Genomic DNA, 25,512 nt, shown 5'->3' on the forward strand with positions numbered 1-25,512 from the left:
TACCGGTCAGAACCTGTTGGAGGGGGTGAGTCCCAGCTGCATGCCGGCCAGGCCGCGGCCGCGGCCGGACAGCGTGCCGGCCACCTGCGCCAGCTCGCGGGCCGCGGGGGCGGTGGGGTCGGCCTCCACGATGGGCTTGCCGACGTCGCCGCCCTCGCGCAGCGAGACGTCGAGCGGGATGCGGGCCAGGACCGGCACGTCGTAGCCGAAGCGCTCGGACAGGGTGCGTGCGACCCGTTCGCCGCCGCCGCTGCCGAAGACCTCCAGGCGGTGGTCGTCCTCCGGCGGGCAGTGCGGGCAGGGGAGGTAGCTCATGTTCTCCACGACGCCGACGACGCGCTGGTGCATCATCGAGGCCATCGTGCCGGCGCGTTCGGCGACCTCGGCCGCCGCCTCCTGCGGGGTCGTCACCACGACGACCTCGGCGCTGGGGAGGTGCTGGCCGAGGGAGATGGCCACGTCGCCGGTGCCGGGGGGCAGGTCGAGCAGCAGCGCGTCGAGGTCGCCCCAGTAGACGTCGGCGAGCATCTGCACGAGCGCCCGGTCGAGCATCGGGCCGCGCCAGGCCACGACCTGGTCACGGCGCGGCTTGAGCATGCCGATCGAGATGACCGAGACACCGCTCGGGGTCGGCACCGGCATGATCAGGTCGTCGACCTGGGTGGGACGGGTGTCGGCGACGCCGAGCATGGCCGGCACCGAGTGGCCGTAGATGTCGGCGTCCACGATGCCGACCTTGAGGCCCTGGGCGGCCATCGCCAGCGCGAGGTTGACCGTGACCGAGGACTTGCCGACGCCGCCCTTGCCGCTGGCGATCGCGTAGACCTTGGTCAGCGAGCCGGGCTGGGCGAAGGGGATCTCGCGCTGGGCGCGGCCGTCGGAGAGGATCTCCTTGAGACCGGCGCGCTGCTCGGCGGTCATCACGCCGAGGGTGAGGTCGACCGACGCCACGCCGGGCACCGCGGTGACCGCGGCGGTGACGTCGCGGTTGATCGTGTCCTTGAGCGGGCAGCCGGCCACGGTGAGCAGCACGTGGACCGCGACGGAGCCGTCCTCGGCCACGGTGACCGAGTCCACCATCCCCAGGTCCGTGATCGGGCGCTTGATCTCCGGGTCGTTGACGGTCGCCAGGGCGTCCATCACCTGCTGCTGCGTGGGGGTGCTCATGATGCGCCAGTCTACGAGCCGCCCCGAGGGGTCAGTGCCCGGACCGGGGCTCCTGGTCACCCGGTGTGGCCGAGGTCTCGCCCTCGGGCTCGTGGCGGGAGAGCTCCTCGATGTCGCCGAGCAGCCCGCGCAGCTCGGAGCGGAGGAAGTCGCGGGTGGCGACCTCGCCGACCGCCATCCGCAGCGAGGCGACCTCGCGGGCGAGGAACTCCATGTCTGCGTGGGCCCGGGCGTTGGCCTGACGGTCCTGCTCGGCGACCACCTTGTCGCGCTGCTCCTGGCGGTTCTGGGCGAGCAGGATCAGCGGAGCGGCGTACGACGCCTGCAGGCTGAGCATCAGCGTCAGGAAGATGAAGGGAAACTCGTCGAAGCGCAGGTCGGTCGGCGCCAGCACGTTCCACGCGATCCACGCCGCGACGAACAGCGTCATCCACAGCAGGAACTTCGCGGTGCCCATGTAGCGGGCGAACGACTCGGCGAACACGCCGAACGCGTCGGCGTCCACCGCAGGGCGCCGGACGAGCTGGCGGCGGGTCTCGCGCGGGGTGTCGAGGCGGGTGCGACGGTCGGTGCTCATCCGGCCCTCCCCGCAGTGGGTCCGCCGTTGATGCTGCCGGGCCGCGGCGCCCGGTCACGCCAGCCCTCGGGGAGCATGTGGTCGAGCAGGTCGTCGACGGTGACCGCGCCCAGCAGCCGGCCCTCGTCGTCGACGACCGGTGCCGCGACCAGGTTGTAGGTCGCGAGGTGGGCGGCCACCTCGTCCATCGAGGCGTCCGGGCGCAGCGGGTCCATCGAGTCGTCCAGCGCCGCCGCGACCAGGGTGGACGGCGGCTCGCGCAGCAGGCGCTGGATGTGCGCGGCGCCGAGCAGCTTGCCCGTCGGCGTCTCCAGCGGCTGGCGGCAGACGTAGACCAACGCGGCGAGCGCGGGCGTCAGCTCGGGGTTGCGCACGTGCGCCAGCGCGTCGGCGATCGTGGCGTCGGGGGAGAGGATGACCGGCTCGGGCGTCATCATCGCGCCGGCGGTGTTGTCGTCGTACGACATCAGGCGCCGGACGTCCTCGGCCTCGTCCGGCTCCATCAGCCCGAGCAGCGTGGCCGCGGTCTCGGGGTTGAGGTCGGCGATCAGGTCGGCGGCGTCGTCGGCCGACATCTCCTCGAGGACGTCGGCGGCGCGCTCGGAGTCGAGGTGCTCGAGGATCTCGACCTGGTCCTCCTCCGGCAGCTCCTCGAGGACGTCGGCGAGCCGCTCGTCGTCGAGGGCCGCGACGACCGCCGTACGCCGCTCGGGCGGGAGGTCGTGGATCATGTTGGCCGCGTCGGCGGGCCGCATGTCGTTGAGCGCGGCGATGAGGTGCGTGGCGCCCTGGGTCGGCTCGTGCTTGGTCAGGCCGGTGACGTCGCGCCACTCCACGACGTGCGTCTGGCCGCGGCGGCGGAAGCCCTTGCTGGGCTCCTGCACCGCGACGCGGGAGAGGACCCAGTCGCGGTTGCGGGCCTGCTCCATCGCCACGTCGTAGACGGCGCCGGTGACGCCGCCCTCCTTGGCGGTGTCCTTGATGGTGACGGTGCGATCGAGCATCTGGCCCATGACGAGCGTCTCGGTCGAGCGCTGCTCGAACCGGCGCATGTTGAGCAGTCCGGTGGTGTGCACCTGGCCGCTGTCGATGGCGGTGATGCGGGTCATCGGCACGAAGATCCGGCGGCGTCCGAAGACCTCCGCGACCATGCCGAGCACCCGCGGCTGGCTCGTCTCCGTGCGGAGCGCGACCACGAGGTCGCGCACCTTGGCCACCTGGTCGCCCTGGGGGTCGAAGATCGGCAGCCCGACGAGCCGGGCCACGAAGACGCGGGTCGGGGTGGTGCTCACGGCCGCAACGTTAGCGTGCGCGGGCCCCGCCGGCGGGCAGCGACAACCACGGCGGGACGGCCGCGGGATGTTACCCTTCCTGCGCAGGAGTCACTCCTGTCACATCGATCGGGGGCCGGGCGCGTGCGCCGGGTGGTTCGGTCGGCCACCTCGAGCGGCGCCACTTCCCCGACGACACTGTGAGGCCAGCAACCCCATGTTCGCCAAGTCTTTCCCCCTCCGAGCCCTCGGCGTGGTCGTGCCCGCCGTGATCGCGGTCGCGGTCGCCGGCACCCTCGCCGACCCGACGAGCGGGTCCCACGCCCCTGTCCAGGCGGTCGCCGACGAGGTCACCGCGCAGGCCGCGGCGGAGAAGTCGGAGAAGTCCGCCTCGACGGCCGTGCAGACCACGCCCGCGACGTTCTTCCGCGCGGCGACCTTCAACGTCCTCGGCGCCGACCACACCGCGCCGGGCGGCAACCGCAAGGGCTGGGACTCCGGCGTGGTCCGGATGGACCGTGTGGTGACGCTGCTCGGCCAGCACGACCTCGACGTCGTGGGCTTCCAGGAGTTCCAGCCGCCGCAGGCCCAGCGGTTCAACGAGCTGATGGGCACCTCGTGGCAGACCTACCCCGGCCTGGACACCTCGACGGGCGCCCCGTCGGTGAACTCCATCGGGTGGCGCACCGACACGTGGCGGCTGCTCGAGGCCCGCACCCTGCCGATCCCGTACTTCTCCGGCGCGCCGAGCCGGATGCCGGCCGTGCTCCTGGTCAACCTCGACACCGGCCGCCGTGCGTGGTTCTTCAACACCCACAACCCCGCCGACACCCGCGGCAACGCCCAGCAGTGGCGCAACGCGGGATTCGCGATGGAGGTCGCGCTGGCCAACGAGCTGCGCGCCGCCTACCCCGACGCCCCCTTCATCTCCTTCGGTGACAAGAACGAGCGCGACGAGTACTACTGCGCCGTCGCGCCCGGGGCCAACATGTGGTCCGCCAGCGGCGGCTACGTCGACGGCACCACCTGCTCGGCTCCCGGCGGGGGAGCGATCGACTGGATCATGGGCACCAAGGACGTCTTCTTCAACACCTACACCAAGGTCTGGAACGACTACGTCTCCAAGACCAGCGACCACCCGCTCTACACGACGAACGTCGTCGTCCCGGCCTCCGCGCCGGTGACCGCGGAGCACGTCGTGGTGGTCGCGGTGCCCGGCCTGACCTCGACGGTGGTGCGCGGCCTCGGCTCCAAGGCCGCCGAGCTCGACCGGATGGTCACCAACGGTGCGTCCACGATGAACGCCCGCACCGTGAAGGAGAGCACCGACCCCGACGCCAACCTGGTGTCGCTGCTGTCCGGTCGCCGCGTCTTCCCCAAGGCGGGCGGGCACGGCGTCGGCGCGCGCGGTCGGAAGTCGAGCACCGTCCACGCCGCGGCGGGGCAGTACGTCTCGAGCATCTTCGACCTCGCCCACAACAACTCGCTGCGCACCAGCTTCATCGCCAGCCGGCCCGAGGCCCAGCTCGTGCGTCGCAGCTGGAACAAGAAGTCCGGCGGCAAGGACCCCTACGGCGTCGACGACGGCACGGCGAAGTTCGACAAGGCGACCGTGCTGCGCGACGACGCGAAGTCGGTGGCGTGGTGGAAGTCCAAGGTCGCGCGCCGTCCCTTCGACCTGAGCGTCATCGAGCTCTCGGGGGCCTACAAGGAGGGCCAGCGCAGCGGCTACACCGGCGAGGCCTACCAGCGGGCGGTCCGCAAGATCTCCCAGCGCGTCGCCTCGATCCGCCGCGGCATCGCGGCCCAGCCGGAGATGCAGGGCACCACGCTCCTCGTGGTGGTCGGCACCTCGGGCGCCCAGCGGGCGAAGAAGTCGAGCTCGTGGGCCGAGAGCTACCGCGTCCCGATGTGGGTCACCGGCCCCGGCGTCCCGGCCGACGACGACCTCTACGGCCTCAACCCGTCGCTGTCCTCGCCCTCGAGCGACCAGCCGAACTACTCGGGGCTGCAGCCGATCCGCACCGGCGGTGTCGCCAACCTGGTGACGCGGGTGCTGCGGCTCCCGCCGGTCCCGGGCTCGACCATGGACACCGACCAGCGGTTCCAGATCTTCGACCCGGCTGCGCTGCCGGGAGCCTGACCGGCCAGCGGGTGGCGTGCGCGGCGTCACCCGCGGACCTGGTCGTTCGTTGGGCGTGATAAGGCGGTTCCCGTTACCCTGATGCCACGAGCCTCAGGCGGGGATCGCGCCACGCGCCTGCCTCAGCCGGCTCCCGAGCCAGAAGGTGATCGTGAACCACAGGAAGTTCCCCGCGCTCCCGAGCGCGCTCCGGACGCCCCCTGTGTGGCTGGTCCCCGGCCTCGTGGTCGCGATCGTGGCGGGCCTGCTGTGGTTCTCCTTCGGCGTCGGCCCGGGCGGCCCGCAGGGCTCGATCGGGCTCGGCGCCCAGTCGACCGACGAGTCCCGGCAGACCGGCGGGGAGCACGCCGACACCAGTGACCTCGAGAGCGCCAAGTCCGAGGACGACGAGAAGGGCACGAAGAGCGGGACCGAGCCGCCCGCGGCCGAGCCCACCTCCTCCACCACCTCGCCGGCGCTGGAGCGCTCCGTACGCCGCTTCCAGGCCGCCCAGCGCCGCCTCGCCGAGCGGGTCAACCAGCAGCTGGAGCGACGTACGCAGCCGTTCTCCTTCCGGGTCGCCACCTTCAACGTGCTCGGCGACTCCCACACCGGCCCCGGCGGCAACAAGCCGGGCTTCCCGGACGGCAGCCCGCGCATGGACATGGCGATCTCGGCGCTGCGGAGCAGCGGCATCGACGTCGTGGGCTTCCAGGAGTTCGAGGCCTCGCAGTACAACATGTTCACCGCGCGGGCGGGGGAGTACTCCCTCTACCCCGGCCTGGCGATGGGCGACAAGTCGGTCCGCTTCAACATCGCCTGGCGCTCGAGCATGTTCCGCATGGTCGACGCCCACACCCTCTCCATCCCGTACGCCGGCGGCAGCCGCATCGAGATGCCGGTGGTCCTCCTGGAGTCGATCTCCACGGGCCGCCGCGCGTGGTTCGCCAACTTCCACAACCCGGCCGACACGCCCAACCTCGGCAACAACGGCCGCTGGCGCGCCGAGGCCGCCGCCATCGAGGTCTCGCACCTGACCGCGCTGCACCAGGAGCAGGGCATCCCCGTCATCGCCACGGGCGACTACAACGAGCGCGAGGAGATCTTCTGCCGCTTCACTGCCGGCGGCGTCTTCTCCGCGGCCGCCGGGGGCAGCAGCGCCGGCGGGTGCGCGCCGCCCAGCGGCATGCAGGTCGACTGGATCTTCGGCTCCACCGGCGTCCAGTTCGACAGCTACGCCGTCAGCGGCGTCGGCAAGGCCTCCGACCACAACATGGTGCACTCGGGAGCGACGCTGCTCCCGGCCGGGTGACCCGGTCCGCCCGCTGGTCACCCGTCGATATACTCCGCGCTGTGAGACCCCTGACCGCGTTGCGCCTTCGTGGCGCGCCGGAGGTCCGGGGCATCGACGTCGACGGCGTGCACCTCGCCGGTCGACGTGAGCGCCTCGTCGACGTCTCCTTCGGCGGCCGGCGCATCTGGTCCTTCTGGCTCCAACGCGACGGCGAGGAGGAGGACGGTGGCCGGGTCGTGCCCTGGCCGAAGCCGCTGCGACCGCTCCTGGACGGCGTCGCCGACCTCACCCTCACCGACTCCGCGTCGGGGGACGAGATCTTTGCGGGCTCGGTCCGCTTCGGCAGTGGCACCGAGCCCATCGAGGTCGTCAACGCGGCGGGCCGGCCGCTGGCCATCGACAAGTCCCTCAAGCTCGTCGAGACCTTCGACACCCGCGACGCCGCGCACGTCGAGCCCCTGCTCGACGCGATCGAGGAGGTCCTCGGCGCCCTGCGGGCGGCCGGCGTCCAGCCGTTCCTCGCCTACGGCACCGCGCTCGGCGCCATTCGCGACGGCGGGCTGATCGGCCACGACAGCGACGCCGACCTCGGCTATGTCAGCGACCGCGACCACCCGGTCGACGTGATCCGCGAGTCCTTCCGGCTGCAGCGCACCATGACCGACATGGGCTACCGGGTCACGCGCTACTCCGCGATCGCGTTCAAGGTCCACGTCGAGGAGAGCGACGGCCTCGACCGCGGCCTCGACGTCTTCGGCGGCTTCATGCGCGACGGCATCCTCTACCTCATGGGCGAGATCGCCGTGCCGTTCGAGCGCTCCTGGATCTACCCGCTCGGCTCGGCCACACTCGAGGGCCGCACGTTCCCGGTCCCCGCGAACACCGACAAGTTCCTGACGGTCACCTACGGGCCGGGTTGGCGGGTGCCCGACCCGGCCTACAAGTTCACGACACCCGCGAGCACGATCGAGCTCTTCAACGGCTGGTTCCGCGGGATGCGCACCGGGCGCGCCGGGTGGCACGGCTACTTCAAGCGCACCGCCGGGCAGCGCCCGCGCGAGTCCGCGGTCGCGCACGCGGTCGCCGAGCGCCACCCCGACCTGGTGACGTACGTCGACATCGGCTGCGGCCGCGGCGCCGACGTCGGCTGGTTCGCCGACCGCGGCGTGCGTGCGGTGGGCCTGGACTTCCAGCCCTACGCCTACGGGCCCGAGGCGGAGCGCCGCGCCGGCGACGACCGGGTCACCTTCCAGCTCTTCAACCTCCTCGAGCTGCGCCACGTGCTGGCCGTCGCCGCGTGGGTCGCGCGGATGCCCGGCCCGCGGGCCGTCGGCTGCGTGCACGTGGTCGAGCGGCTGGGCCGACGCGGCCGCCTCAACATGCTCCGGGCCGCGCGGATGATGCTCGCCGGCACCTCGGGCGCGCTCCACCTCCAGTTCCTCAGCGAGCGCGGCCGCGACGGCTACGCCCGCCGCACCGGCGTACGCCAGGCCCTCGCCGTCGACGTGGTGCGCGCCGAGGTCGCGGAGTCCGGTGGCCGGGTGCTGGAATGCGTCGAGGAGGACGTCCCGGGCGGCTCGGACAACAGCTCCCGGGTCTGCCGCATGGTCATCGACTGGAGCTCCTGAAGTGGCGCCCGAGAAGTGGGAGATGTGATGTTCGGACGGTTGAAGCCTCGTCGGACCGGCGGCGGTGACCTCGAGTCGCGCGTGGCCGCGCTGGAGGCCGCGGTGCAGGAGAACCGCGCGCTCAACGTGCGCCTGGCCGAGCTGACCGACGTGGTCACCGAGCTCCTGCTCCCCGTCGCCGCCCGCGACGAGGAGCGGCTCGAGGAGATCCTGGCGAAGTACCGCGGGGACTTCTCTTGAGCCCAGCCCGGCATGATCGCCGTCGGGTGTTCCTGCACATCGGCCTGCCGAAGACCGGCACGACCTACCTCCAGCACGTGCTGTGGGGCAACCGCGACCGGCTGCGCAAGGACGGGGTGTTCCTGCCCGGCTTCGGGCACCGCGAGCACCTGTGGGCCGCGCTCGACCTCCAGGAGCGGCCCAGGCTGGCCAAGCGCCACAAGAACGCGCCGGGCAGCTGGCAGCGCCTGGTCGACGAGGCGACGGGCCGCGACGAGGACATGCTGCTGACGCACGAGTTCTTCTGCGGCGCGAGCGCGGAGCAGGCGGCGCGCGCCGTGACCGCCTTCGGTGACGCCGAGGTGCACCTGGTCATCACCGCCCGTCCGTCCGCCGACGTGGTCTCGGCCGGCTGGCAGGAGTCGGTGAAGAACGGCAGCACCGTCGACCTCGACGCCGTCATGGCCGGGAAGTCCGCGGGCGGGCCGGAGTTCAGCATGCGCACCTGGGACCTCGCCGGCGTGCTGGAGCGGTGGACGCCCGAGCTGCCCGCCGAGCGGGTGCACGTGCTCGTGATGCCGGGGCCGGGCGAGCCCCGCGACGCCCACTGGCAGCACTTCGCCGAGGTCATCGGCGTCGACCCGGCCGGCTACGACGCCCCGGCCGAGTCGCTCAACCCCGCCTTGGGCATCGTGCAGATCGAGCTGCTGCGGCAGGTCAACCAGCACCTGACCGGCTACTCCGCGCTGGACCGGGGGGTGTGGATCCGCGGCTACCTCGCCGAGGACCTGCTCGCCGGGCAGGAGCGCGAGCGCGGTCGGCTGCCCGCGCAGTACCTCGACCGGTTCGCCGAGCTCGACCGGGCCGCCGCCGCACTGGTCCTGGAGCGTGGCTTCGACGTGAAGGGCGACCTCGCGCAGCTGACCGCCTCCGCGCACGGCGCGGAGGGGGCCGCCCGGGTCCCGGAGAGCGTCTCGCCGGAGGAGCTTCTCGAATCGGCGGGGCGGCTCGTCGCTGCTATCGTGGCCGACGTTCGCGCGAGCACAGGTGATGTGCCGCCACGGTTCCGCGGGAGCCTCTGACTCGGGCGCTTGCAAGGTCGCCCTGTAGGAGTATTCGACGTGCGTCACAAGATCCTGTCCCTGTTCACCGTCTGGGGCCTGGCCGCCAGCCTGGTCGTCCCAGCCGTCGCCGCCGGTGCGGTGACCGCTGGAGTGAGCGCCGCTGCGCCCTCCGCGAGCGCCGCCCAGCCCGCCGCCCAGACCGCTGCGAGGACGGCCGCCCGCAAGCCGGGCAAGCCGAACAAGAAGTGGAAGGTCCCCGTCGGGCCGAAGTTCAACAACCCGATGATCCCCAAGGACCGCTTCGTCATCGAGCGCCACATCCTGCGAGCCATCCGCAACACGCCCAAGGGCGAGAAGATCATCATCTCGGCTTACTCCCTGGACCGCCAGGTGTTCGCCGACGAGCTGATCCGCGCCTACAAGCGCGGGGTCAAGGTGCAGGTGCTGCTCAACGACCACCTGGTGCCCAACGCGCAGGTCCGGATCCAGCGGGTGCTGGGCCACAAGACCAAGAAGTCGAGCTTCCTCAAGCGCTGCGACTCGGGCTGCCGTGCGGACAAGAACGAGTACAACAACCTGCACAGCAAGTTCTACCTGTTCAGCCGCACCGGCCGGAACCGCAACGTCGTCATGCTCGGCTCGCAGAACATGACCCTCAACGCCGTGCGCTGGCAGTGGAACGACCTCTGGACCACGGTGGGCAAGACGCAGCTCTACGAACAGTTCGAGACCCTGTTCAACGACATGCGTCCCGACTGGGACCGCCGCCGGGCGACGTACTCGTTCTGCGAGAACGGGCTGAACTGCCCGGCCGGTGACCAGCAGAAGTACTACAACACCGTCTTCCCGCGCTACACCACGCCGTCGACCGACATCGTCATCGACATCCTCAACAACGTGCAGTGCGTCTACACCGACGCCGCGGGCGTGCAGAAGCGCACCCTGCTGCGGCTCTCCATGCACTCCATGCGCGGCAAGCGCGGCAACTACATCGCCGACAAGCTCCGCGAGCTGTACGCCAACGGCTGCAACCTCCGCGTCAACTACGGCCTGATGGGCTACTACACCAAGCAGCACATCGGTGCGCCCACGGCGCGTGGTCGCGTCCCGCTGCGCTCGACCGGCTTCAACCTCGTCGACGACCCGGTCTCCACCGACCCGGAGGCCGAGGAGGTGCCGGAGAACATCGAGCGCTACACGCACCAGAAGTACTTCGTGCTGCGCGGCTCCTACCGCGGCAACGTCGACAGCAACATCGTGTGGACCGGGTCGACCAACTGGTCGAGCCTCGGCACCCCGCAGGACGAGATCCTGTTCTCGATGCACGGGCGCCAGATGGTGCGCGACTACCTGAAGAACTTCAACCTGATGTGGCAGAAGCCGTTCAGCCGCGACGCCTACACCACGACGTACTCGGAGTGGAAGATGGTCAACGGCCGCCGCGTGGGCATGAAGCCGGTGACCACCATCGAGCCCGACGGGCTCCGGGGCGCCGGCCCCACGTGGGAGAACGACTGAGCCGAGGAGCTGCCGCGGCTCCGGGGGTCACTCCTGGAGCGCGGCGTCCTCGGCGGGCAGCAGCGACTCGGCGAGCGCCCGGACGTCGTCGGGCGAGCCGCCCTGCAGCAGCACCGTGCTGCCCTTGAGGTCGAGCGCCAGCACGTCGAGGCCGTCCTCGGCCTGCCACGCCGACCAGGTGCCGGTGCCGTAGTCGGACAGGTCGACGTCGGCGGCCGCCACCAGGTCCGTGGCGTCGCCCAGCGCGTCCTGCGCGGTGCCGGGCAGTTGGTCGAGGGTCACCTCGCCCGTCGGGCTGGTGAACTCCATGCGCCACCACTGCGGGTCGGCCTGGTAGCCGCCACCGACGGTGGTCCACCCGTCCGGCAGCACGGTCGGGACCATCGTGATCAGCTCGTCGTCGACCGCCTTCAGCGCGGCCTTGCGGTAGCGCGGCGTGACTGCCGGCTCCTCGCCGAAGTCGACGAACGTGACCTGTGCGGGCTCCTCGGACGGCTCCGCGCTCGAGCTCGTGCTCGGCGACGCGCCCGCTCCCGGGTCCTCGGCGGTGTCGTTCCCGTCGTCACCGCAGGCGCTGGTCACCAGGGCGAGCGAGGCGGCGAGGGCGGCTCCGGAGCTCAGTGTCAGTCGCATACGCTCCATGGTCTCACGGGGTCGAGCGTCCCGTGTGACGTCTCTCTCGGTTCCGGGGCCTGCCCAGGTGAACGGCCCCTAACTAGACTCCCGAGCGTTCCGCCCACGACGCACAGGAGCCACCGCATGCCCCGTCTCTGCCAGACCGACGGCCTCTCCGAGGACCAGAGCGAGATCCTGAAGGCGGTGCGCCAGTTCGTGGACGAGCAGATCATCCCGGCGGCGCAGGAGCTCGAGCACGCCGACGAGTACCCGACCGAGATCATCGAGGGCCTGAAGGAGCTCGGCGTCTTCGGGCTCACGATCCCCGAGGAGTTCGGCGGGCTCGGCGAGTCGCTGCTGACCTACGCGCTGGTGGTCGAGGAGATCGCCCGCGGCTGGATGAGCGTCTCCGGCGTGATCAACACCCACTTCATCGTGGCCTACATGCTGATCCAGCACGGCACCGACGAGCAGAAGCAGAAGTACCTCCCGAGGATGGCCACCGGCGAGGTCCGCGGTGCGTTCAGCATGTCCGAGCCCGGTCTCGGCTCCGACGTGTCCGCGGTCTCCACCAAGGCCACGAAGGCCGACGACGGCAGCTACTCGATCACGGGCCAGAAGATGTGGCTGACCAACGGCGCCACCTCCACCCTGGTCGCGGTCCTGACCAAGACCGACGAAGGCGCCGAGAGCGTCTACAAGAACATGACGACGTTCCTGGTGGAGAAGGAGGCCGGGTTCGGCCAGACCGCCCAGGGCGTCACCGTGCCGGGCAAGATCGACAAGATGGGCTACAAGGGCGTCGAGACCACCGAGCTCATCCTCGAGGGCCACGAGATCGGCGCCGAGCAGATCCTCGGTGGGGAGCCCGGCAAGGGGTTCTTCCAGATGATGGACGGCGTCGAGGTCGGCCGGGTCAACGTCGCCGCCCGCGCCTGCGGGCTGGCCTGGCGGGGCTTCGAGCTGGGCATCGCCTACGCCCAGCAGCGCAAGACCTTCGGCAAGCCGATCGCCGAGCACCAGGCGGTGCTGTTCCGGCTCGCGGAGATGGCCACCAAGGTCGAGGTCGCCCACACCATGATGGTCAAGGCCGCCAGGTTGAAGGACACCGGGCAGCGGATGGACGTCGAGGCCGGGATGGCCAAGATGGTCGCCAGCGAGTACGCCAACGAGGTCGTCGAGGACTCCTTCCGCATCCACGGCGGCTACGGCTACTCCAAGGAGTACGAGATCGAGCGCCTCATGCGCGAGGTCAAGTTCATGCTCATCGGCGAGGGCACCTCCGACATCCAGAAGATGATCATCGGCCGGTCCTTGCTCAAGGACTACCAGCTCCGCTGAGCGCCTCGCTGGCCGCCTCGACCGCCTCGGGGGAGAGGACGTGCTCGATGGCCAGCGCGGAGGCGCCCAGCACCGCTGCCTCGCCGCCGGCGCGTGAGGTGACGATGCGCAGGTGCTCGGTCGCCAGCGGCAGCGACCGCTGGTAGACCGACTCGCGGATGCCTGCCAGGAGGTGCTCGCCGGCGCCGGCGAGCTGGCCGCCGATCACGACGACGGACGGGTTGATCAGGTTCGTCATCGTCGCCACCACCTCGCCGATGTCGCGGCCCGCCTGCCGCACGACGGCCATCGCGACCGGGTTGCCGGCGCGGACGAGGTCGACGACGTCACCGCCGTTCTTCGCGTCCTCGCCCTGCTCGCGGACCGCCGCCGCCAGCGCCGGGCCGGCCGCCAGTGCCTCGAGGCAGCCGGTGTTGCCGCAGCGGCACAGCACATCGGCGGCGCGGGGGACCCGGACGTGCCCGAGGTCGCCGGCGGTGCCGCGGGCACCGCGCTGCAGCACGCCGCCCGAGACGATGCCGGCGCCGATGCCGGTGGCGACCTTGATCAGCACGAGGTCGTCGACGTCGCGCAGGTGGGCGCGTCGTTCGCCGAGGGCCATGATGTTGACGTCGTTGTCGACGAGCACCGGGACGTCGTACACGCGCTGCAGGTGGCCCGGCACGTCGTAGCGGTCCCACCCCGGCATGATCGGCGGGTTGATCGGGCGTCCGGTCGAGTGCTCCACGGGGCCGGGCAGGCCGATGCCGATCGCGGCGAGGTCGGTGAGCGGTCGGTTGCTGGCCGCGACGAGGTCGCGCACGGTCTCGACCACCCAGCCCAGCACGTGCTCGGGGCCGGCCGCGACCTCGAGCCGGGCGTCGGTCTCCCCGAGGATCTGGCCGTCGAGGTCCGTCAGCGCGGCACGCGCGTGGGTCGCGCCGACGTCCACCCCGACCACCAGCTTGGCGCCGGGGTTGAGCGCGAAGAGCGTCGGCGGGCGCCCCCCGGTCGAACGGGCGCCGCCGTAAGGCGCCACCAGCCCCAGGCGCATCAGGGTGTCGATCCGGCTGGCGACCGTGGAACGCGCGAGCCCCGTCGCCTCGGCGAGCTGGGCCCGGGTCCAGGGTCGACCGTCGCGGAGCAGGTCGAAGAGCTCACCGGTGCGCACGGGTGGAGTCAAGCACATCGGATCGCTTTTCACACGCAACGTGAAACTTTTGGAAGGTACTCGACAAAAGTCCGTGACGCATGCCACAGTTCGGGCGTGACGTCCCAGCCGACCACGACCCCGTTGCTCGAGATGCGCGGCATCGTGAAGCGATTCCCCGGTGTGCTGGCGCTCGGCGGTGTCGACCTCGACGTGCGACCCGGCGAGGTCCACTGCCTGCTCGGGCAGAACGGGGCCGGCAAGTCCACGCTGATCAAGGTGCTCTCCGCCAGCTACCAGCCCGACGAGGGCGAGATCCTGTGGGAGGGGCGGCCCGTCGCCCTGCCCACGCCGCAGTCGGCGATGAAGCTGGGCATCTCCACGATCTACCAGGAGCTCGACCTGGTGCCGGGCCTCTCGGTCGCGGAGAACATCTTCCTGGGCCACGAGCTGTCCTCGGGTGGGCTGAGCCAGCGCGGTCGCACCAACCGTGCGACCGCCGAGCTGCTCGCCCGCCTCGGGCACGGCGAGATCTCCCCGACCCGCGAGGTCGGGCGCCTCACCCCGGCGGCGCAGCAGATCGTCAGCATGGCGCGGGCGCTCTCGCAGGACACCCGCCTGCTCGTCCTGGACGAGCCGTCCGCCGTCCTGGACCAGGGCGAGGTCGACAACCTCTTCCGCGTCATCCGCGACCTCACCTCCGAGGGCGTGGCGGTGGTCTACATCTCCCACCGCCTGGAGGAGATCCGTCAGATCGGCGACCGCATCACCGTGCTCAAGGACGGCGCCACCGTCGCCTCGGGGCTGCCGGTGGCCGACACGCCGACCGCCGACCTCATCAAGCTGATGACGGGACGCTCGATCGAGTACGTCTTCCCGCCGCGCGGCGACCAGGTCACCTCGGGCGAGCCCGTCCTCGAGGTCAGGGGACTCGAGCTGCCGGGGGTGTTCTCCGGCGTCGACCTCACCGTCCACGCGGGGGAGATCGTCGGCCTGGCCGGGCTCGTCGGGGCCGGTCGGTCGGAGATCCTCGAGACCGTCTACGGCGCGCGCCGCGCGTCCGCGGGCACCGTCAGCGTCCACGGCCGTGAGCTGCGCCGCGGGTCCGTCCCCGCTGCCGTCAAGGCCGGTCTGGGCCTGGCTCCCGAGGAGCGCAAGAGTCAGGGCCTGCTGCTCGACCAGGCCGTCTACCGCAACATCACCGTCTCCACGCTGGGCCGCTTCGCCCGCCTCGGCTTCCTCGACAGCGGTGAGGAACGCCGTCGCGCCACCGAGGTGACCCAGTCCCTCGACGTACGCCCGGCCGGGGCGGACCGCCTCGTGCGGCTCCTCTCCGGCGGCAACCAGCAAAAGGTCGTCCTGGCGCGCTGGCTGCTCCGTGAGTGCCGCGTGCTCCTGCTCGACGAGCCCACTCGCGGCGTCGACGTCGGCGCCCGGGCGGAGATCTACGCCGTGGTGCGCGCGCTGGCCGACTCCGGGGTCGCCGTCGTCGTCGTGTCGAGCGAGGTGGAGGAGGTGCTCGGTCTCGCCGACCGGGTGCTGGTGGTCCGCGAGGGCCGCGTCGTGCACGAGGGACCCGCGCACGAGATCGACGAGTCCCGGGTCCTCGACCTGGTCATGGAAGGAAGCGCCGCATGAGCGAGCACCGCACCACCCCCGGGACCGGTGAGGGGCCCGACCTGACCGCCGTCGAGAACCCCGTGGCGCCGTCGGACGACACCGTCCGCGTGGAGCACGCGGCCGCGGAGGCCGCGGGACCGTCGCGGGGGGCCGGCCTGATGAGCGGTGCGTTCGGGCGCAACCTCGGCCTGGTGCTCGCCCTGGTCGTGATCTGCGTCGTGGGGGTCGCCACCGCCGGCGACCGCTTCGCGAGCGTCGACAACCTGGTCACCATCCTGCGGCTCGCCTCCATCGTGGGCGTGGTCAGCATCGGCATGACGTTCGTGATCACCGGTGGCGGCATCGACCTGTCCGTGGGCGCGATCGTGGCCCTCTCCTCGGTGTGGGCGAGCACCTTCGCCACGCAGAACATGGCGGAGGACACCCACTGGGCGATCATGGTGTTCGCGGCGCTCGCGGTCGGCGGTGCCTGCGGCCTCGTCAACGGCGTGCTGATCGCCTACGGCAACATCGTGCCATTCATCATGACCCTGGCCATGCTGGCGTCGGCTCGCGGCCTGGCCGAGATCATCTCCGAGCGCCGCACCCAGATCGTGCGCGTGGAGGGCTTCAAGGACTTCTGGTCCGCCGACGTCGTCGGCGTCCCGCTGCTGGTCGTCATCTTCGCCCTGGTCTCCGTGGGCGGCTGGTTCCTCTTCAACCGGACCACCTTCGGCCGCCGCACCCTGGCCGTCGGCGGCAACCCCGAGGCCGCGCGCCTCGCCGGCATCAACGTCAAGCGGCACACGGTCCTGCTCTACGTCCTCGTCGGCCTCTGCTGCGGCCTCGCCGCGCTGATGTACCTCGCCCGCACCTCGACCGGCAGCTCCACCCACGGCACGCTCCTGGAGCTCGACGTGATCGCGGCCGTCGTCATCGGCGGCACGCTGCTCACCGGCGGGCGCGGCACCATCGTCGGCACCGTGATCGGCGTGCTGATCTTCAGCACGCTGAGCAACGTCTTCGTCCTCAACAACCAGGACAGCTCGACCCAGGCCGTCGCCAAGGGCCTGATCATCGTCGTCGCCGTGCTGCTCCAGCAGCGCCTGGCCCGACGCTCGACCACGACCTGACCGCCGCCGGCCCCGGGGGCCGCCACGTACTCGGAAGAACACCGCACCACCGCACCCACACCGCACACAAGGAGCACAACCCATGCGACTGCGCACCACCACCTCACGGCAGCAGAGCCGCCGCTTCCCTGGCCTCGTGGTCGGCGCGGTCGCCGTCCTGGCCCTCACCGCCTGCACCGGCAGCGCCGAGGACGCGGCCAACGACGAGGAGGGCTCGTCGGACTCCAGCGCCGCGGCAGCCGAGGGAGGCAACGACGAGGCCGGCGACACCGTCACCATCGGCTTCTCCGCGCCCGCGGCCGACCACGGCTGGATGGCGGCCATCACGAACAACGTCCGTGACCTCGCCGACCAGTACCCCGACCTCGACCTCCAGATCGCCGAGGGCACCAACGACGTCAACCTGCAGATCAGCCAGGTCGAGACCTTCATCAACGACGAGGTCGACGCCATCGTGCTGCTGCCGTTCGACGGCGCCGCCATGACACCGGTGGCGCTCAAGGCGATGGAGGCCGGCATCCCGGTCATCAACGTCGACCGCGAGTTCGACGACCCCAACGCCGCGCGCGTCACCGTCCTCGGTGACAACTACGGCATGGGCGTCTCGGCCGGTGAGTACGTCTGCCAGCAGGCCGACGGCAACGAGGACGTCGTGGTCGCCGAGATCGCGGGCATCGACTCGCTGCCGCTGACGCAGGACCGCAGCCAGGGCTTCGAGGACGCGCTCTCCGAGTGCGGCCTCGACGTCGACGCCCGCCAGGCCGCCGAGTTCACCGTCGAGAGCGGTGAGGAGGTCGCGTCCAACCTGCTCCAGGCCGAGCCGAAGATCGACTTCCTGTGGAACCACGACGACGACCAGGGCGTCGGCGTCCTGGCCGCCATCGAGAACGCCGGTCGTGACGAGTTCACGATGATCGGCGGCGCCGGCTCCGCGAACGCGATGCGCGCGATCCAGGAGGACTCGGGCGTGCTCAAGGCGACGGTCATCTACCCCTCGACGCAGGGCGCCGACGGCGTGAAGCTCGCCCGTCTGCTGGTGCAGGAGAAGGCGATGGGTGACCTGGTCGAGGTCGAGGTGCCCCGCATGGTGCAGCTCTACGCCCCGGTCGTGACCTCGGAGAACGTCGACCAGTTCATCGACACCGCCTTCGAGTCCTGAGGTAGCGGTCACCGCCCCGCCGCCCACCGCGGCGGCGGGGCCCTCCGCCCCTGACCCACCGACGAGACCCGAGGACCACTGATGACGCACCAGCAGGACACCCTGTCCGTGGGGATGGTGGGCTACGCCTTCATGGGCGCCGCTCACTCACAGGCCTGGCGCAACGCCCCGCGCTTCTTCGACCTGCCGCTCCGGCCCCGCATGGCCGCGGTGGCGGGCCGGGACGAGGCCAAGGTCGCCGAGGCCGCCGCCCGGCTGGGTTGGGAGTCCACGGAGACGTCGTGGCAGGCGCTCGTCGACCGCGACGACATCGACCTCATCGACGTGTGCACCCCCGGGGACACCCACGCCGAGATCGCCATCGCGGCGCTCGAGGCGGGCAAGCACGTGCTCTGCGAGAAGCCGCTGGCCAACACCGTCGAGGAGGCGGAGGCCATGGTGGCCGCCGCCGAGAAGGCCCGGGCCGCCGGGGTCCGGTCGATGGTCGGCTTCACCTACCGACGCGTGCCGGCCATCGGGCTCGCGAGACGGCTGGTCGCCGAGGGTCGACTCGGCGAGATCCACCACGTCCGCGCGCAGTACCTCCAGGACTGGATCGTCGACCCGCAGGCCCCGATGTCGTGGCGCCTGGACAAGACGAAGGCCGGCTCCGGTGCGCTGGGTGACATCGGGGCGCACATCGTGGACCTGACCCAGTTCATCACCGGCGACTCCATCGCGACGGTCTCCGGGCGGCTGGAGACCTTCGTCAAGGAGCGGCCGCTCCCGGCGGAGGCCCACACCGGCCTGTCCGGCACGGCATCGACCGGCTCAGAGGAGCGCGGCCTGGTCACGGTGGACGACGCGGCGGCGTTCCTGGCCCACTTCCGCGGGGGCGCGCTGGGCGTCTTCGAGGCCACCCGGTTCGCCAACGGGCGCAAGAACGCGATCCGCATCGAGATCAACGGGTCGCGGGGCAGCCTCGCCTTCGACTTCGAGGACATGAACGTCCTCCACTTCTTCGACGGCGACGACGACTCGGCGACCGCAGGGTTCCGGCGCATCCTCGCGACCGAGGCGGACCACCCCTACGTCGCCGCCTGGTGGCCCCCGGGCCACCTGCTCGGCTACGAGCACGGCTTCACCCACCAGGTCGTCGACCTGGTCAACGACATCGCGGCGGGCTCGGACCCGGCTCCGTCGTTCGCCGACGGCCTCCAGGTGCAGCGGGTACTCGGCGCCGTCGAGGCCAGCTCGCGCAGCAACGCCTGGCAGGACGTCCCGGCATGACCCGAGGCATGATCCGACGCGGCCGCCGACCCGCAACGCCCGACCCGAGGAGGAACCCACGATGACTCGTCCCGTCACCCTGTTCACCGGCCAGTGGGCCGACCTGCCGTTCGAGGAGGTCTGCCGGCTCGCGTCCGGCTGGGGCTACGACGGCCTCGAGATCGCGTGCTGGGGCGACCACTTCGACCCCTGGGCCGCCGTGGAGGACGACGGCTACGTCGCCGCCAAGCGCGAGGTGCTGGACAAGCACGGGCTGCAGGTCTTCGCGATCAGCAACCACCTCAAGGGCCAGGCCGTGTGCGACGACCCGATCGACGAGCGGCACCGCGGCATCCTCCCGGACCGGATCTGGGGCGACGGTGACGCCGAGGGCGTACGCCAGCGCGCTGCCGAGGAGATGAAGATGACGGCCCGGGCCGCGCGCAGGCTCGGCGTGGACGTGGTCGTCGGGTTCACCGGCTCCTCGATCTGGAAGTACGTCGCGATGTTCCCGCCGGCCACCCAGGCCATGGTGGACGCGGGCTACCAGGACTTCGCGGACCGCTGGAACCCGATCCTCGACGTCTTCGACAGCGAGGGCGTGAGGTTCGCGCACGAGGTGCACCCCTCCGAGATCGCCTACGACTACTGGACCACCGTGCGCGCGCTGGAGGCCGTCGACCACCGGGAGGCCTTCGGCCTGAACTGGGACCCCAGCCACTTCGTGTGGCAGGACCTCGACCCGGTCGGCTTCCTCTGGGACTTCAAGGACCGGATCTACCACGTCGACTGCAAGGACGCGAAGAAGCAGGTCGGCAACGGGCGCAACGGGCGGATGGGCTCCCACCTGCCGTGGGCCGATCCCCGCCGCGGCTGGGACTTCGTGTCGACCGGTCACGGCGACGTCCCCTGGGAGCAGTGCTTCCGGATGCTCAACACCATCGGCTACGACGGGCCCATCTCGGTCGAGTGGGAGGACGCCGGGATGGACCGCCTCGTGGGAGCGCCGGAGGCCCTGGAGCTCGTGCGCCGACTGGCGTTCGACGCACCCGCCGCCGCCTTCGACGCGGCCTTCAGCACCTCGGACTAGGCTCCCGCCCCATGAGGGGATTCCGCGCCAAGGATGCGGACCGGGACCGCTACGTCGAGCTGATCGAGTCGGCGTACGTCGACGGGCAGATCGGCGACGCCGACCGCGAGCTGCGGGTCTCGAGGGCACTGTCCGCGGAGACGCTCGACGAGCTGCAGACCCTGACGCGCGACCTGCAGGTCCCGGCCGGCTTCGTGCCGTCCACGGCTGTGGCCCCCGACCGGTCCACGCAGCGGCACGTCGCCGGGATCATCGCCGGCGTCGGCGCGTTCGTCGTGCTCGTCGGTGCGGGTGTCACCGCGGTCGTCGCCCTGTTCGCGTTCGCGGTCCGCGGCGACGACGAGCGGGTGGTGCCGGACGTCGTCGCGGTCGGGCCCAAGGGGTCGTCGGAGGCGTCCGAGGCGGCCACGCCGTCGTTCGAGATGACCACCCCGCAGGTGCGGGCGTTCCTCAAGGCCTACGAGAGGAAGTTCGGCACGCTCGACGCGTGGGAGGTCGGCTTCTACGCCGACCGGGTCGGCGTCCAGGTGCCGGTCTCCCTGCGTCACAAGCGCTACGAGCGCTGGAGCTGGACCGGCGCGTGGCGCCAGGACAGCGAGGCCTCGGCGGTGCTCGGCCCGCAGAAGTTCGTCAGCCTCGGCTACCTCGACGTACGCCGCATGTTCGACAACATCGACCGCGCGAGGCGGACGCTCGACGTGCCCGACGGGAGGCTGACCCACGTGCTGGTCAACGACTGGGGCCAGGGGCCGGGCGTGAACATCTACATCGGCAACGACTTCAACGAGACGGGCTACCTCCGGACCACGCCCGGTGGTGAGGTCGTCCGCGCCTACCCCTACGGCGGGTGACCTATCCCACGTGACCACGGCGCCACCACGGCCCGCGGCTGCGGCACGATGTCCGGCATGAAGACGAACGCCGGCAACTTCTTCGAGGACTTCACCGTCGGGCAGGTCATCGAGCACGCGACCCCGCGCACGGTGACCGAGGGCGACCGGGCGCTCTACGGCGCGATCTACCCGAGCCGCTTCGCGGTCCCGTCCTCGGCCGAGTTCGCCGCCTCGGTGGGCCTGGCGCCCCACCCGGTCGAGGAGCTCGTCGGCTTCCACATCGCATTCGGCAAGACCGTGCCGGACGTCTCGCTCAACGCCGTGGCCAACCTCGGCTACGCCGAGTGCCGCTTCCACGTCCCCGTCGTGCCCGGCGACACGCTGCGCACCCGCTCCGAGGTCATCGGCCTCAAGGAGAACTCCAACGGGCGGACCGGCGTGGTCTGGGTGCGCTCGACCGCGACCAACCAGCGCGGTGAGGTCGCCATCGACTGGGCGCGCTGGGTGATGGTGCACAAGCGCTCGGCCGACTCGCCCGCGCCGGAGACCGTCGTCCCCACGCTCGCGGACGTCGTCGACCCGGCGGACCTCGTCGTGCCGCCCGGCCTCGACTTCAGCGCGTACGACGTCGGCGCTGCGGGCGAGCCGCACCGGTTCGACGACTACGAGGTGGGGGAGCGCATCGACCACGTCGACGGCGTCACCCTCACCGACGCCGAGCACATGATGGCGACCCGGCTCTGGCAGAACACCGCCAAGGTGCACTTCAACGCCGAGGCCCGCTCCGACGGCAACCGCCTCGTCTACGGCGGCCACGTCATCTCGCTGGCCCGCGCGCTGTCCTTCAACGGCCTCGCCAACGCCCAGCTCGTCGCTGCGATCAACGCCGGCGCGCACGTCGCCCCCGCCTTCGCCGGCGACACCGTCTACGCCTGGTCCGAGGTCCTCGACACGGCGACGCTCGACGCACCCGGCGTCGGCGCGCTGCGGCTGCGGCTGGTGGCCACCAAGGGTCGAGACGAGTCGATGACCCTGCGCGGTGAGGACGGGAAGCACGCCCCCGGCGTCCTGCTCGACCTCGACTACTGGGCCCTCGTCCCGCGCTGAGCTAACGCCGGGCCAGCAGCCCGGCCGCGATGTCGTCCAGTGCCGCGTCGAGCGAGTCGGCCGGCCGACGACCGAGCCGCTCGAGCACGACCCGGGCCGCGGCGCGGAGCTCCTCGCCGGTCACCTCGTCGGGTGTGCGGCCCCCGCGGGGCAGGGCGGGGAGCAGGTCGTCGAGCTCGCCCACGACGTCGTACGAGCTCGCGCGGAGCCCGGCGACGGTCGCCTCGGCCCGCTCGCGGATCCAGGCGTGGTGCCGCTCCGGGACGGCGAACCCCTCCCGCGCCCCGGACCCGACGAGCGCCTCGGGGACGAACGTGCCCTTCACGTGGCGGGTCAGCGCGGGGGAGCGCTGCGCGCGCGGCACCCGCTCGTTGACCCGTCGCAGCAGCTCGGCCTCGACCAGGGACAGCGAGTCGTTGGGTCGCCGGGCCTCGGTGTCGAGACCGGTCGGGTCCAGCCCGAGGACCGCGCTGGTGCGCAGCCAGAGCTCCTCGCGCGGTGCCCCGCTGGGAGGTACGACGACGAGGTGCACGCGCCCGGCCGGGAGGCCGGTCGACCAGAGATCGAGGATCGAGGGCACGTCCTGGTAGCGCCAGAACTTCTGGTCGCCCTCCCCACGGCGCACCGTCGCGAGGAAGCGGCGGTAGGGCTGGCGGGCGCCCATCTTCACCCGCTGCTGCCAGGCCGACGGGAGCACCCGGCCGAGGTCGCGGGCGGTCAGCACGACGTGCACCTCGTCGGCCGCGGAGGCCAGGTCCGCGAGCGCCGCGGCGACCGCCTCGGGCGGGGAGTCGGAGAAGTGCTCGTTGGTGACCAGCACGTCCCCGTGCCACGCACGGGCCTCGTCGACCAGCCGCCGCCAGGCGTCGCGCTCCCGGTCGCCCAGGGTCGCCACGACGTCGGTCATGCCCTTGACGACGGCCGCGGCCGCGAAGTGGTCGCGGCGGCCCGACCCCGGCAGCAGCAGCCCGCGGTCGCGGACCTCGTCGCGCTGCTGCCACCACAGGTCCTGGAGGAACGAGGTGCCCGACTTCGCGGTCCCGACGTGGAGGAACGCACGGCGAGCCATGGCGGTGACCCTACTGCGCGACCGCGGTGCGGCAGACTCGCCCCGTGGCCTGGGACCGTGAGCTCTTCTACGACACCCAGCCGCGCGCCGAGGCGGCCTTCGCGGCGCGGCTCGACGAGAGCCTGGCGCCGCGCGACCCGTCGGTGCTGCTCCAGGTCGTGCGCGAGCTGGACCTGCGCCCGGACAGCCGCGTCGTCGACGTCGGGTGCGGCGAGGGTGCGCACGCCTTCCGGCTGGCCACGCACTTCGGCCTCCGCGTGCTCGGCATCGACCCGGTGCAGCGCCACCTCGACCTCGCCCGCGAGGCCCGTCGCGACCTCGCCCCCGACATCGCCTCCCGGGTGTCGTTCGAGCGCGGCTCCGCGACGCAGGTGCCGGTCGCCGACGCCTCGCTCGACCTGGTCTGGTGCCGCGACGTCATGCTGCACGTCGCGCATCCCGAGGACGCGTACGCCGAGTTCGCTCGCGTGCTGCGCCCGGGCGGCCACGTCGTGGGCTACCAGGTCGTCGCCACCGACCTGCTCCCGACGGAGGAGGCGGACCGCCTGTTCGCCGTGATGGGCGTCGTGCCGTCGTCGGCCGACCCGGTGGTGCTCGACCGCGCGATCGCGGACTCCGGCCTCCAGGTCGTCGACACGATCGACCTCGCCAGCGAGTGGGGCGAGTGGTCGGAGGAGCAGGAGGGCCGGGCGTCGCGCGCCCTGCTGCACCTGGCCCGGCTGCTGCGCCGGCCCGACCGCTACCGCGCGGAGTTCGGCGACGAGGCGTACGACGTGATGCTCGGCGACTGCCGGTGGCACGTCTACCGGATGGAAGGCAAGCTCGCCGGGCGGATCGACGTGCTGCGACGACCCGCCGGGGGATAACCGCTCGACCCCGCTTGACGCGTTTGGCAGGGTGGCAGTCACCCGTCCCACACCTCGGATCCAGGAGGACCCATGGCTGATCAGGACCCCAACGCAGACATCAAGGCGAAGATGCGGGAGGCCCTCGATCGCAAGAAGGGCCACTACCACCCCGACGACAGTGCGGGCTCGCGAGAGAAGGCCCACGGCTCGGAGGTCACCAACGCCAACGTCGCCAAGCCGATGCACCGCCGCAAGGCCGGCGGCGGCGGAGTCTGAGACCTGGCGTTCAGGCGTCGGCGGGCGCGTGCCCAGCAGGGTGGTCCGCCGGCGCGAACGCCTTCGCGAGCCAGAACAGCGCGACGACCAGCACCAGCGGCACGGCGAAGCCGATGCGGAGCGACCCGGCGCCGACCGCGCCCGTCATCACCGCACCGAGCAGCGCCCCGGCGTAGTTGAACTGGTTGAACCGCGCCACCACGGCGTCCACCCGGGCCTGCCGGGTGGCCGGGTCGGCGTCGCGCCCGGCCAGCGCCGCAGCGGCCGAGAAGCTCAGCGGTGCGACGACGGCGACCCCGCAGCCGAGCATTGTGAAGCCCACGACGGCCACCTCCCACGTCGGTGCCGCCACGACGAGCGCGAGCGAGGCGAGCGCGATCGCCGCGCCGACCCGCAGCAGGCGGACCGCCCCCACCTGCTCGGTGAGCCGGTCGCCGGCGAGCCGCACCAGGCCGCTGGCGAGGAGGTAGGGCAGCGTCGCGAGGGCCACCAGGCCCTCCGGCGCGGCGAAGACGTCGTCGAGGTAGACCGGTCCCCACGTGGCGGCGGCCGTGTCGACCGTGTAGAAGACGACGAGAGCCAGCCCGACCATCACGATCGCCCGCCAGGGCACGTCGGTGTGCGTCGAGGTGGCGGCCTCCCCGTGGTCGCGGGGGAGGTAGGGCGCCGCGGCGGCGACCAGCGGCAGGACGGCCAGCAGCGCGACCGCCGACCACGGCACGTCGGTGCCGGCGATCGTCAGCACCGCGCCGATGACGCCGCCGAGCGTCCACGCGCCGTGGCAGGACGGCAGCACGACCCGGCCGAGCCGGTGCTCGAGGGCGACGGCTTGCATGTTGCCGGTCGCGTCGACCAGCCCCAGCCCCACGCCGTACGCCGCCAGCGCGAGGACGAAGACCACCTTCGCGGGCGCGAGGACCACCACCGCGACGGACACCGCGACCACGAGCAGACCCGCACGCAGGACGGCGGCGCTGTCGAGCCGCGGCGCCAGCCGCTCGGCCAGCAGCGAGCCGGCTCCGGCCAGCAGCACCATCATCAGGAGGACGCCCGACAGGGCCAGCTCGCCGAGGTCCCAGCGGTCCTGGATGCGGGGGAGCCTGGTCGTCAGGCTGATGAACACCAGCCCCTGCGTGCCGAACGCCGCCGCGATCGCCAGACGCGCCCGGCCGAGGTCGACGCTGCCGGGCGTGGATGCACTCATG

At 71.8% G+C, this 25,512-nt stretch carries 23 protein-coding genes; 16 read left to right on the forward strand and 7 right to left on the reverse strand.

The genetic code is table 11. The features are described from left to right. Positions 1-6: 6 nt before the first annotated feature. From ACE3QY_RS20365 to ACE3QY_RS20375, 3 genes are read right to left on the reverse strand one after another with little or no spacing between them, the layout of a single operon-like run. Complete coding sequence (locus ACE3QY_RS20365) at positions 7-1,167, reverse strand: Mrp/NBP35 family ATP-binding protein (protein ID WP_374457886.1); 1,161 nt, start codon at positions 1,165-1,167, stop codon at positions 7-9. 31 nt (positions 1,168-1,198) lie between these two features. Further along, positions 1,199-1,744, reverse strand: a complete 546-nt coding sequence (locus tag ACE3QY_RS20370) for a DUF1003 domain-containing protein (protein ID WP_374457887.1) — start codon at positions 1,742-1,744, stop codon at positions 1,199-1,201. Beyond that, complete coding sequence (locus ACE3QY_RS20375; RefSeq protein ID WP_374457888.1) at positions 1,741-3,036, reverse strand: magnesium transporter MgtE N-terminal domain-containing protein; 1,296 nt, start codon at positions 3,034-3,036, stop codon at positions 1,741-1,743. Before ACE3QY_RS20375 ends, ACE3QY_RS20370 begins: the two co-directional genes overlap by 4 nt. 196 nt (positions 3,037-3,232) lie before the next feature. Between ACE3QY_RS20375 and ACE3QY_RS20380 the strand changes: the two genes are divergently transcribed. From ACE3QY_RS20380 to ACE3QY_RS20405, 6 genes are all read left to right on the forward strand, one after another. Then, a complete protein-coding gene (locus ACE3QY_RS20380) occupies positions 3,233-5,158 on the forward strand; it encodes an endonuclease/exonuclease/phosphatase family protein (RefSeq protein ID WP_374457889.1) in 1,926 nt (641 codons plus the stop codon). Positions 5,159-5,309: 151 nt separating this feature from the next. Then, positions 5,310-6,449 (forward strand): endonuclease/exonuclease/phosphatase family protein, encoded by a 1,140-nt coding sequence (locus tag ACE3QY_RS20385; protein WP_374457890.1) that lies wholly within the window; start codon positions 5,310-5,312, stop codon positions 6,447-6,449. A 41-nt stretch (positions 6,450-6,490) separates the two neighbouring features. Then, positions 6,491-8,059, forward strand: a complete 1,569-nt coding sequence (locus ACE3QY_RS20390; protein WP_374457891.1) for a hypothetical protein — start codon at positions 6,491-6,493, stop codon at positions 8,057-8,059. Between the two features lie 39 nt (positions 8,060-8,098). Then, entirely contained in the window at positions 8,099-8,299 is a 201-nt protein-coding gene (locus tag ACE3QY_RS20395) for a DUF6752 domain-containing protein (protein WP_374457892.1), read from the forward strand. A 26-nt stretch (positions 8,300-8,325) separates the two neighbouring features. Then, positions 8,326-9,360, forward strand: coding sequence for a hypothetical protein (locus ACE3QY_RS20400; RefSeq protein ID WP_374457893.1), 1,035 nt, complete (start codon positions 8,326-8,328; stop codon positions 9,358-9,360). 39 nt (positions 9,361-9,399) lie between these two features. Then, positions 9,400-10,860: a phospholipase D-like domain-containing protein gene (locus tag ACE3QY_RS20405; protein WP_374457894.1), complete on the forward strand. Its 1,461-nt coding sequence runs from the start codon at positions 9,400-9,402 to the stop codon at positions 10,858-10,860. 27 nt (positions 10,861-10,887) lie between these two features. On the opposite strand, the gene ACE3QY_RS20410 is transcribed toward ACE3QY_RS20405, so the two are convergent. Continuing rightward, complete coding sequence (locus ACE3QY_RS20410) at positions 10,888-11,493, reverse strand: hypothetical protein (RefSeq protein WP_374457895.1); 606 nt, start codon at positions 11,491-11,493, stop codon at positions 10,888-10,890. A gap of 126 nt (positions 11,494-11,619) precedes the next feature. On the opposite strand from ACE3QY_RS20410, the gene ACE3QY_RS20415 reads away from it, so the two are divergent. Continuing rightward, complete coding sequence (locus ACE3QY_RS20415; protein WP_374457896.1) at positions 11,620-12,816, forward strand: acyl-CoA dehydrogenase family protein; 1,197 nt, start codon at positions 11,620-11,622, stop codon at positions 12,814-12,816. On the opposite strand, the gene ACE3QY_RS20420 is transcribed toward ACE3QY_RS20415, so the two are convergent. Then, positions 12,794-13,966: an ROK family protein gene (locus tag ACE3QY_RS20420; RefSeq protein ID WP_374457897.1), complete on the reverse strand. Its 1,173-nt coding sequence runs from the start codon at positions 13,964-13,966 to the stop codon at positions 12,794-12,796. The genes ACE3QY_RS20415 and ACE3QY_RS20420 overlap by 23 nt on opposite strands. Positions 13,967-14,062: 96 nt before the next feature. On the opposite strand from ACE3QY_RS20420, the gene ACE3QY_RS20425 reads away from it, so the two are divergent. The 7 genes from ACE3QY_RS20425 (at position 14,063) to ACE3QY_RS20455 (ending at position 22,114) form a co-directional block, all read left to right on the forward strand. After that, on the forward strand, positions 14,063-15,583 hold the full coding sequence (locus ACE3QY_RS20425; protein ID WP_374457898.1) for a sugar ABC transporter ATP-binding protein: 1,521 nt from the start codon (positions 14,063-14,065) through the stop codon (positions 15,581-15,583). Further along, positions 15,580-16,677 carry an ABC transporter permease gene (locus ACE3QY_RS20430; RefSeq protein ID WP_374457899.1) on the forward strand — a complete coding sequence of 366 codons (1,098 nt, stop codon included), beginning with the start codon at positions 15,580-15,582 and terminating at the stop codon, positions 16,675-16,677. The genes ACE3QY_RS20425 and ACE3QY_RS20430 overlap by 4 nt, the downstream gene beginning before the upstream one ends. 82 nt (positions 16,678-16,759) lie before the next feature. Next, the gene (locus tag ACE3QY_RS20435; RefSeq protein ID WP_374457900.1) at positions 16,760-17,836 is read left to right on the forward strand and encodes a substrate-binding domain-containing protein; all 1,077 of its coding nucleotides are present in this window, start codon (positions 16,760-16,762) and stop codon (positions 17,834-17,836) included. 81 nt (positions 17,837-17,917) lie between these two features. Next, on the forward strand, positions 17,918-19,105 hold the full coding sequence (locus ACE3QY_RS20440; protein ID WP_374457901.1) for a Gfo/Idh/MocA family protein: 1,188 nt from the start codon (positions 17,918-17,920) through the stop codon (positions 19,103-19,105). A gap of 61 nt (positions 19,106-19,166) precedes the next feature. Next, positions 19,167-20,174: a sugar phosphate isomerase/epimerase family protein gene (locus ACE3QY_RS20445; RefSeq protein WP_374457902.1), complete on the forward strand. Its 1,008-nt coding sequence runs from the start codon at positions 19,167-19,169 to the stop codon at positions 20,172-20,174. 11 nt (positions 20,175-20,185) lie between these two features. Next, a complete protein-coding gene (locus ACE3QY_RS20450) occupies positions 20,186-21,025 on the forward strand; it encodes a DUF1707 domain-containing protein (RefSeq protein ID WP_374457903.1) in 840 nt (279 codons plus the stop codon). 57 nt (positions 21,026-21,082) lie between these two features. Then, positions 21,083-22,114: a MaoC family dehydratase gene (locus ACE3QY_RS20455; RefSeq protein ID WP_374457904.1), complete on the forward strand. Its 1,032-nt coding sequence runs from the start codon at positions 21,083-21,085 to the stop codon at positions 22,112-22,114. 1 nt (position 22,115) lies between these two features. On the opposite strand, the gene ACE3QY_RS20460 is transcribed toward ACE3QY_RS20455, so the two are convergent. After that, positions 22,116-23,183 (reverse strand): hypothetical protein, encoded by a 1,068-nt coding sequence (locus ACE3QY_RS20460; RefSeq protein WP_374457905.1) that lies wholly within the window; start codon positions 23,181-23,183, stop codon positions 22,116-22,118. A 44-nt stretch (positions 23,184-23,227) separates the two neighbouring features. Between ACE3QY_RS20460 and ACE3QY_RS20465 the strand changes: the two genes are divergently transcribed. Then, entirely contained in the window at positions 23,228-24,049 is an 822-nt protein-coding gene (locus ACE3QY_RS20465; RefSeq protein WP_374457906.1) for a class I SAM-dependent methyltransferase, read from the forward strand. Positions 24,050-24,121: 72 nt separating this feature from the next. Continuing rightward, positions 24,122-24,307 (forward strand): DUF5302 domain-containing protein, encoded by a 186-nt coding sequence (locus ACE3QY_RS20470; protein ID WP_374457907.1) that lies wholly within the window; start codon positions 24,122-24,124, stop codon positions 24,305-24,307. Positions 24,308-24,317: 10 nt separating this feature from the next. Here the strand turns inward: ACE3QY_RS20470 and ACE3QY_RS20475 are convergent, their stop codons facing one another. Further along, positions 24,318-25,511, reverse strand: coding sequence for an MFS transporter (locus ACE3QY_RS20475; protein ID WP_374457908.1), 1,194 nt, complete (start codon positions 25,509-25,511; stop codon positions 24,318-24,320). Between the last annotated feature and the right edge of the window lies 1 nt (position 25,512).

It is taken from the genome of Nocardioides sp., from assembly GCF_041913365.1.
Taxonomy (GTDB): domain Bacteria; phylum Actinomycetota; class Actinomycetes; order Propionibacteriales; family Nocardioidaceae; genus Nocardioides.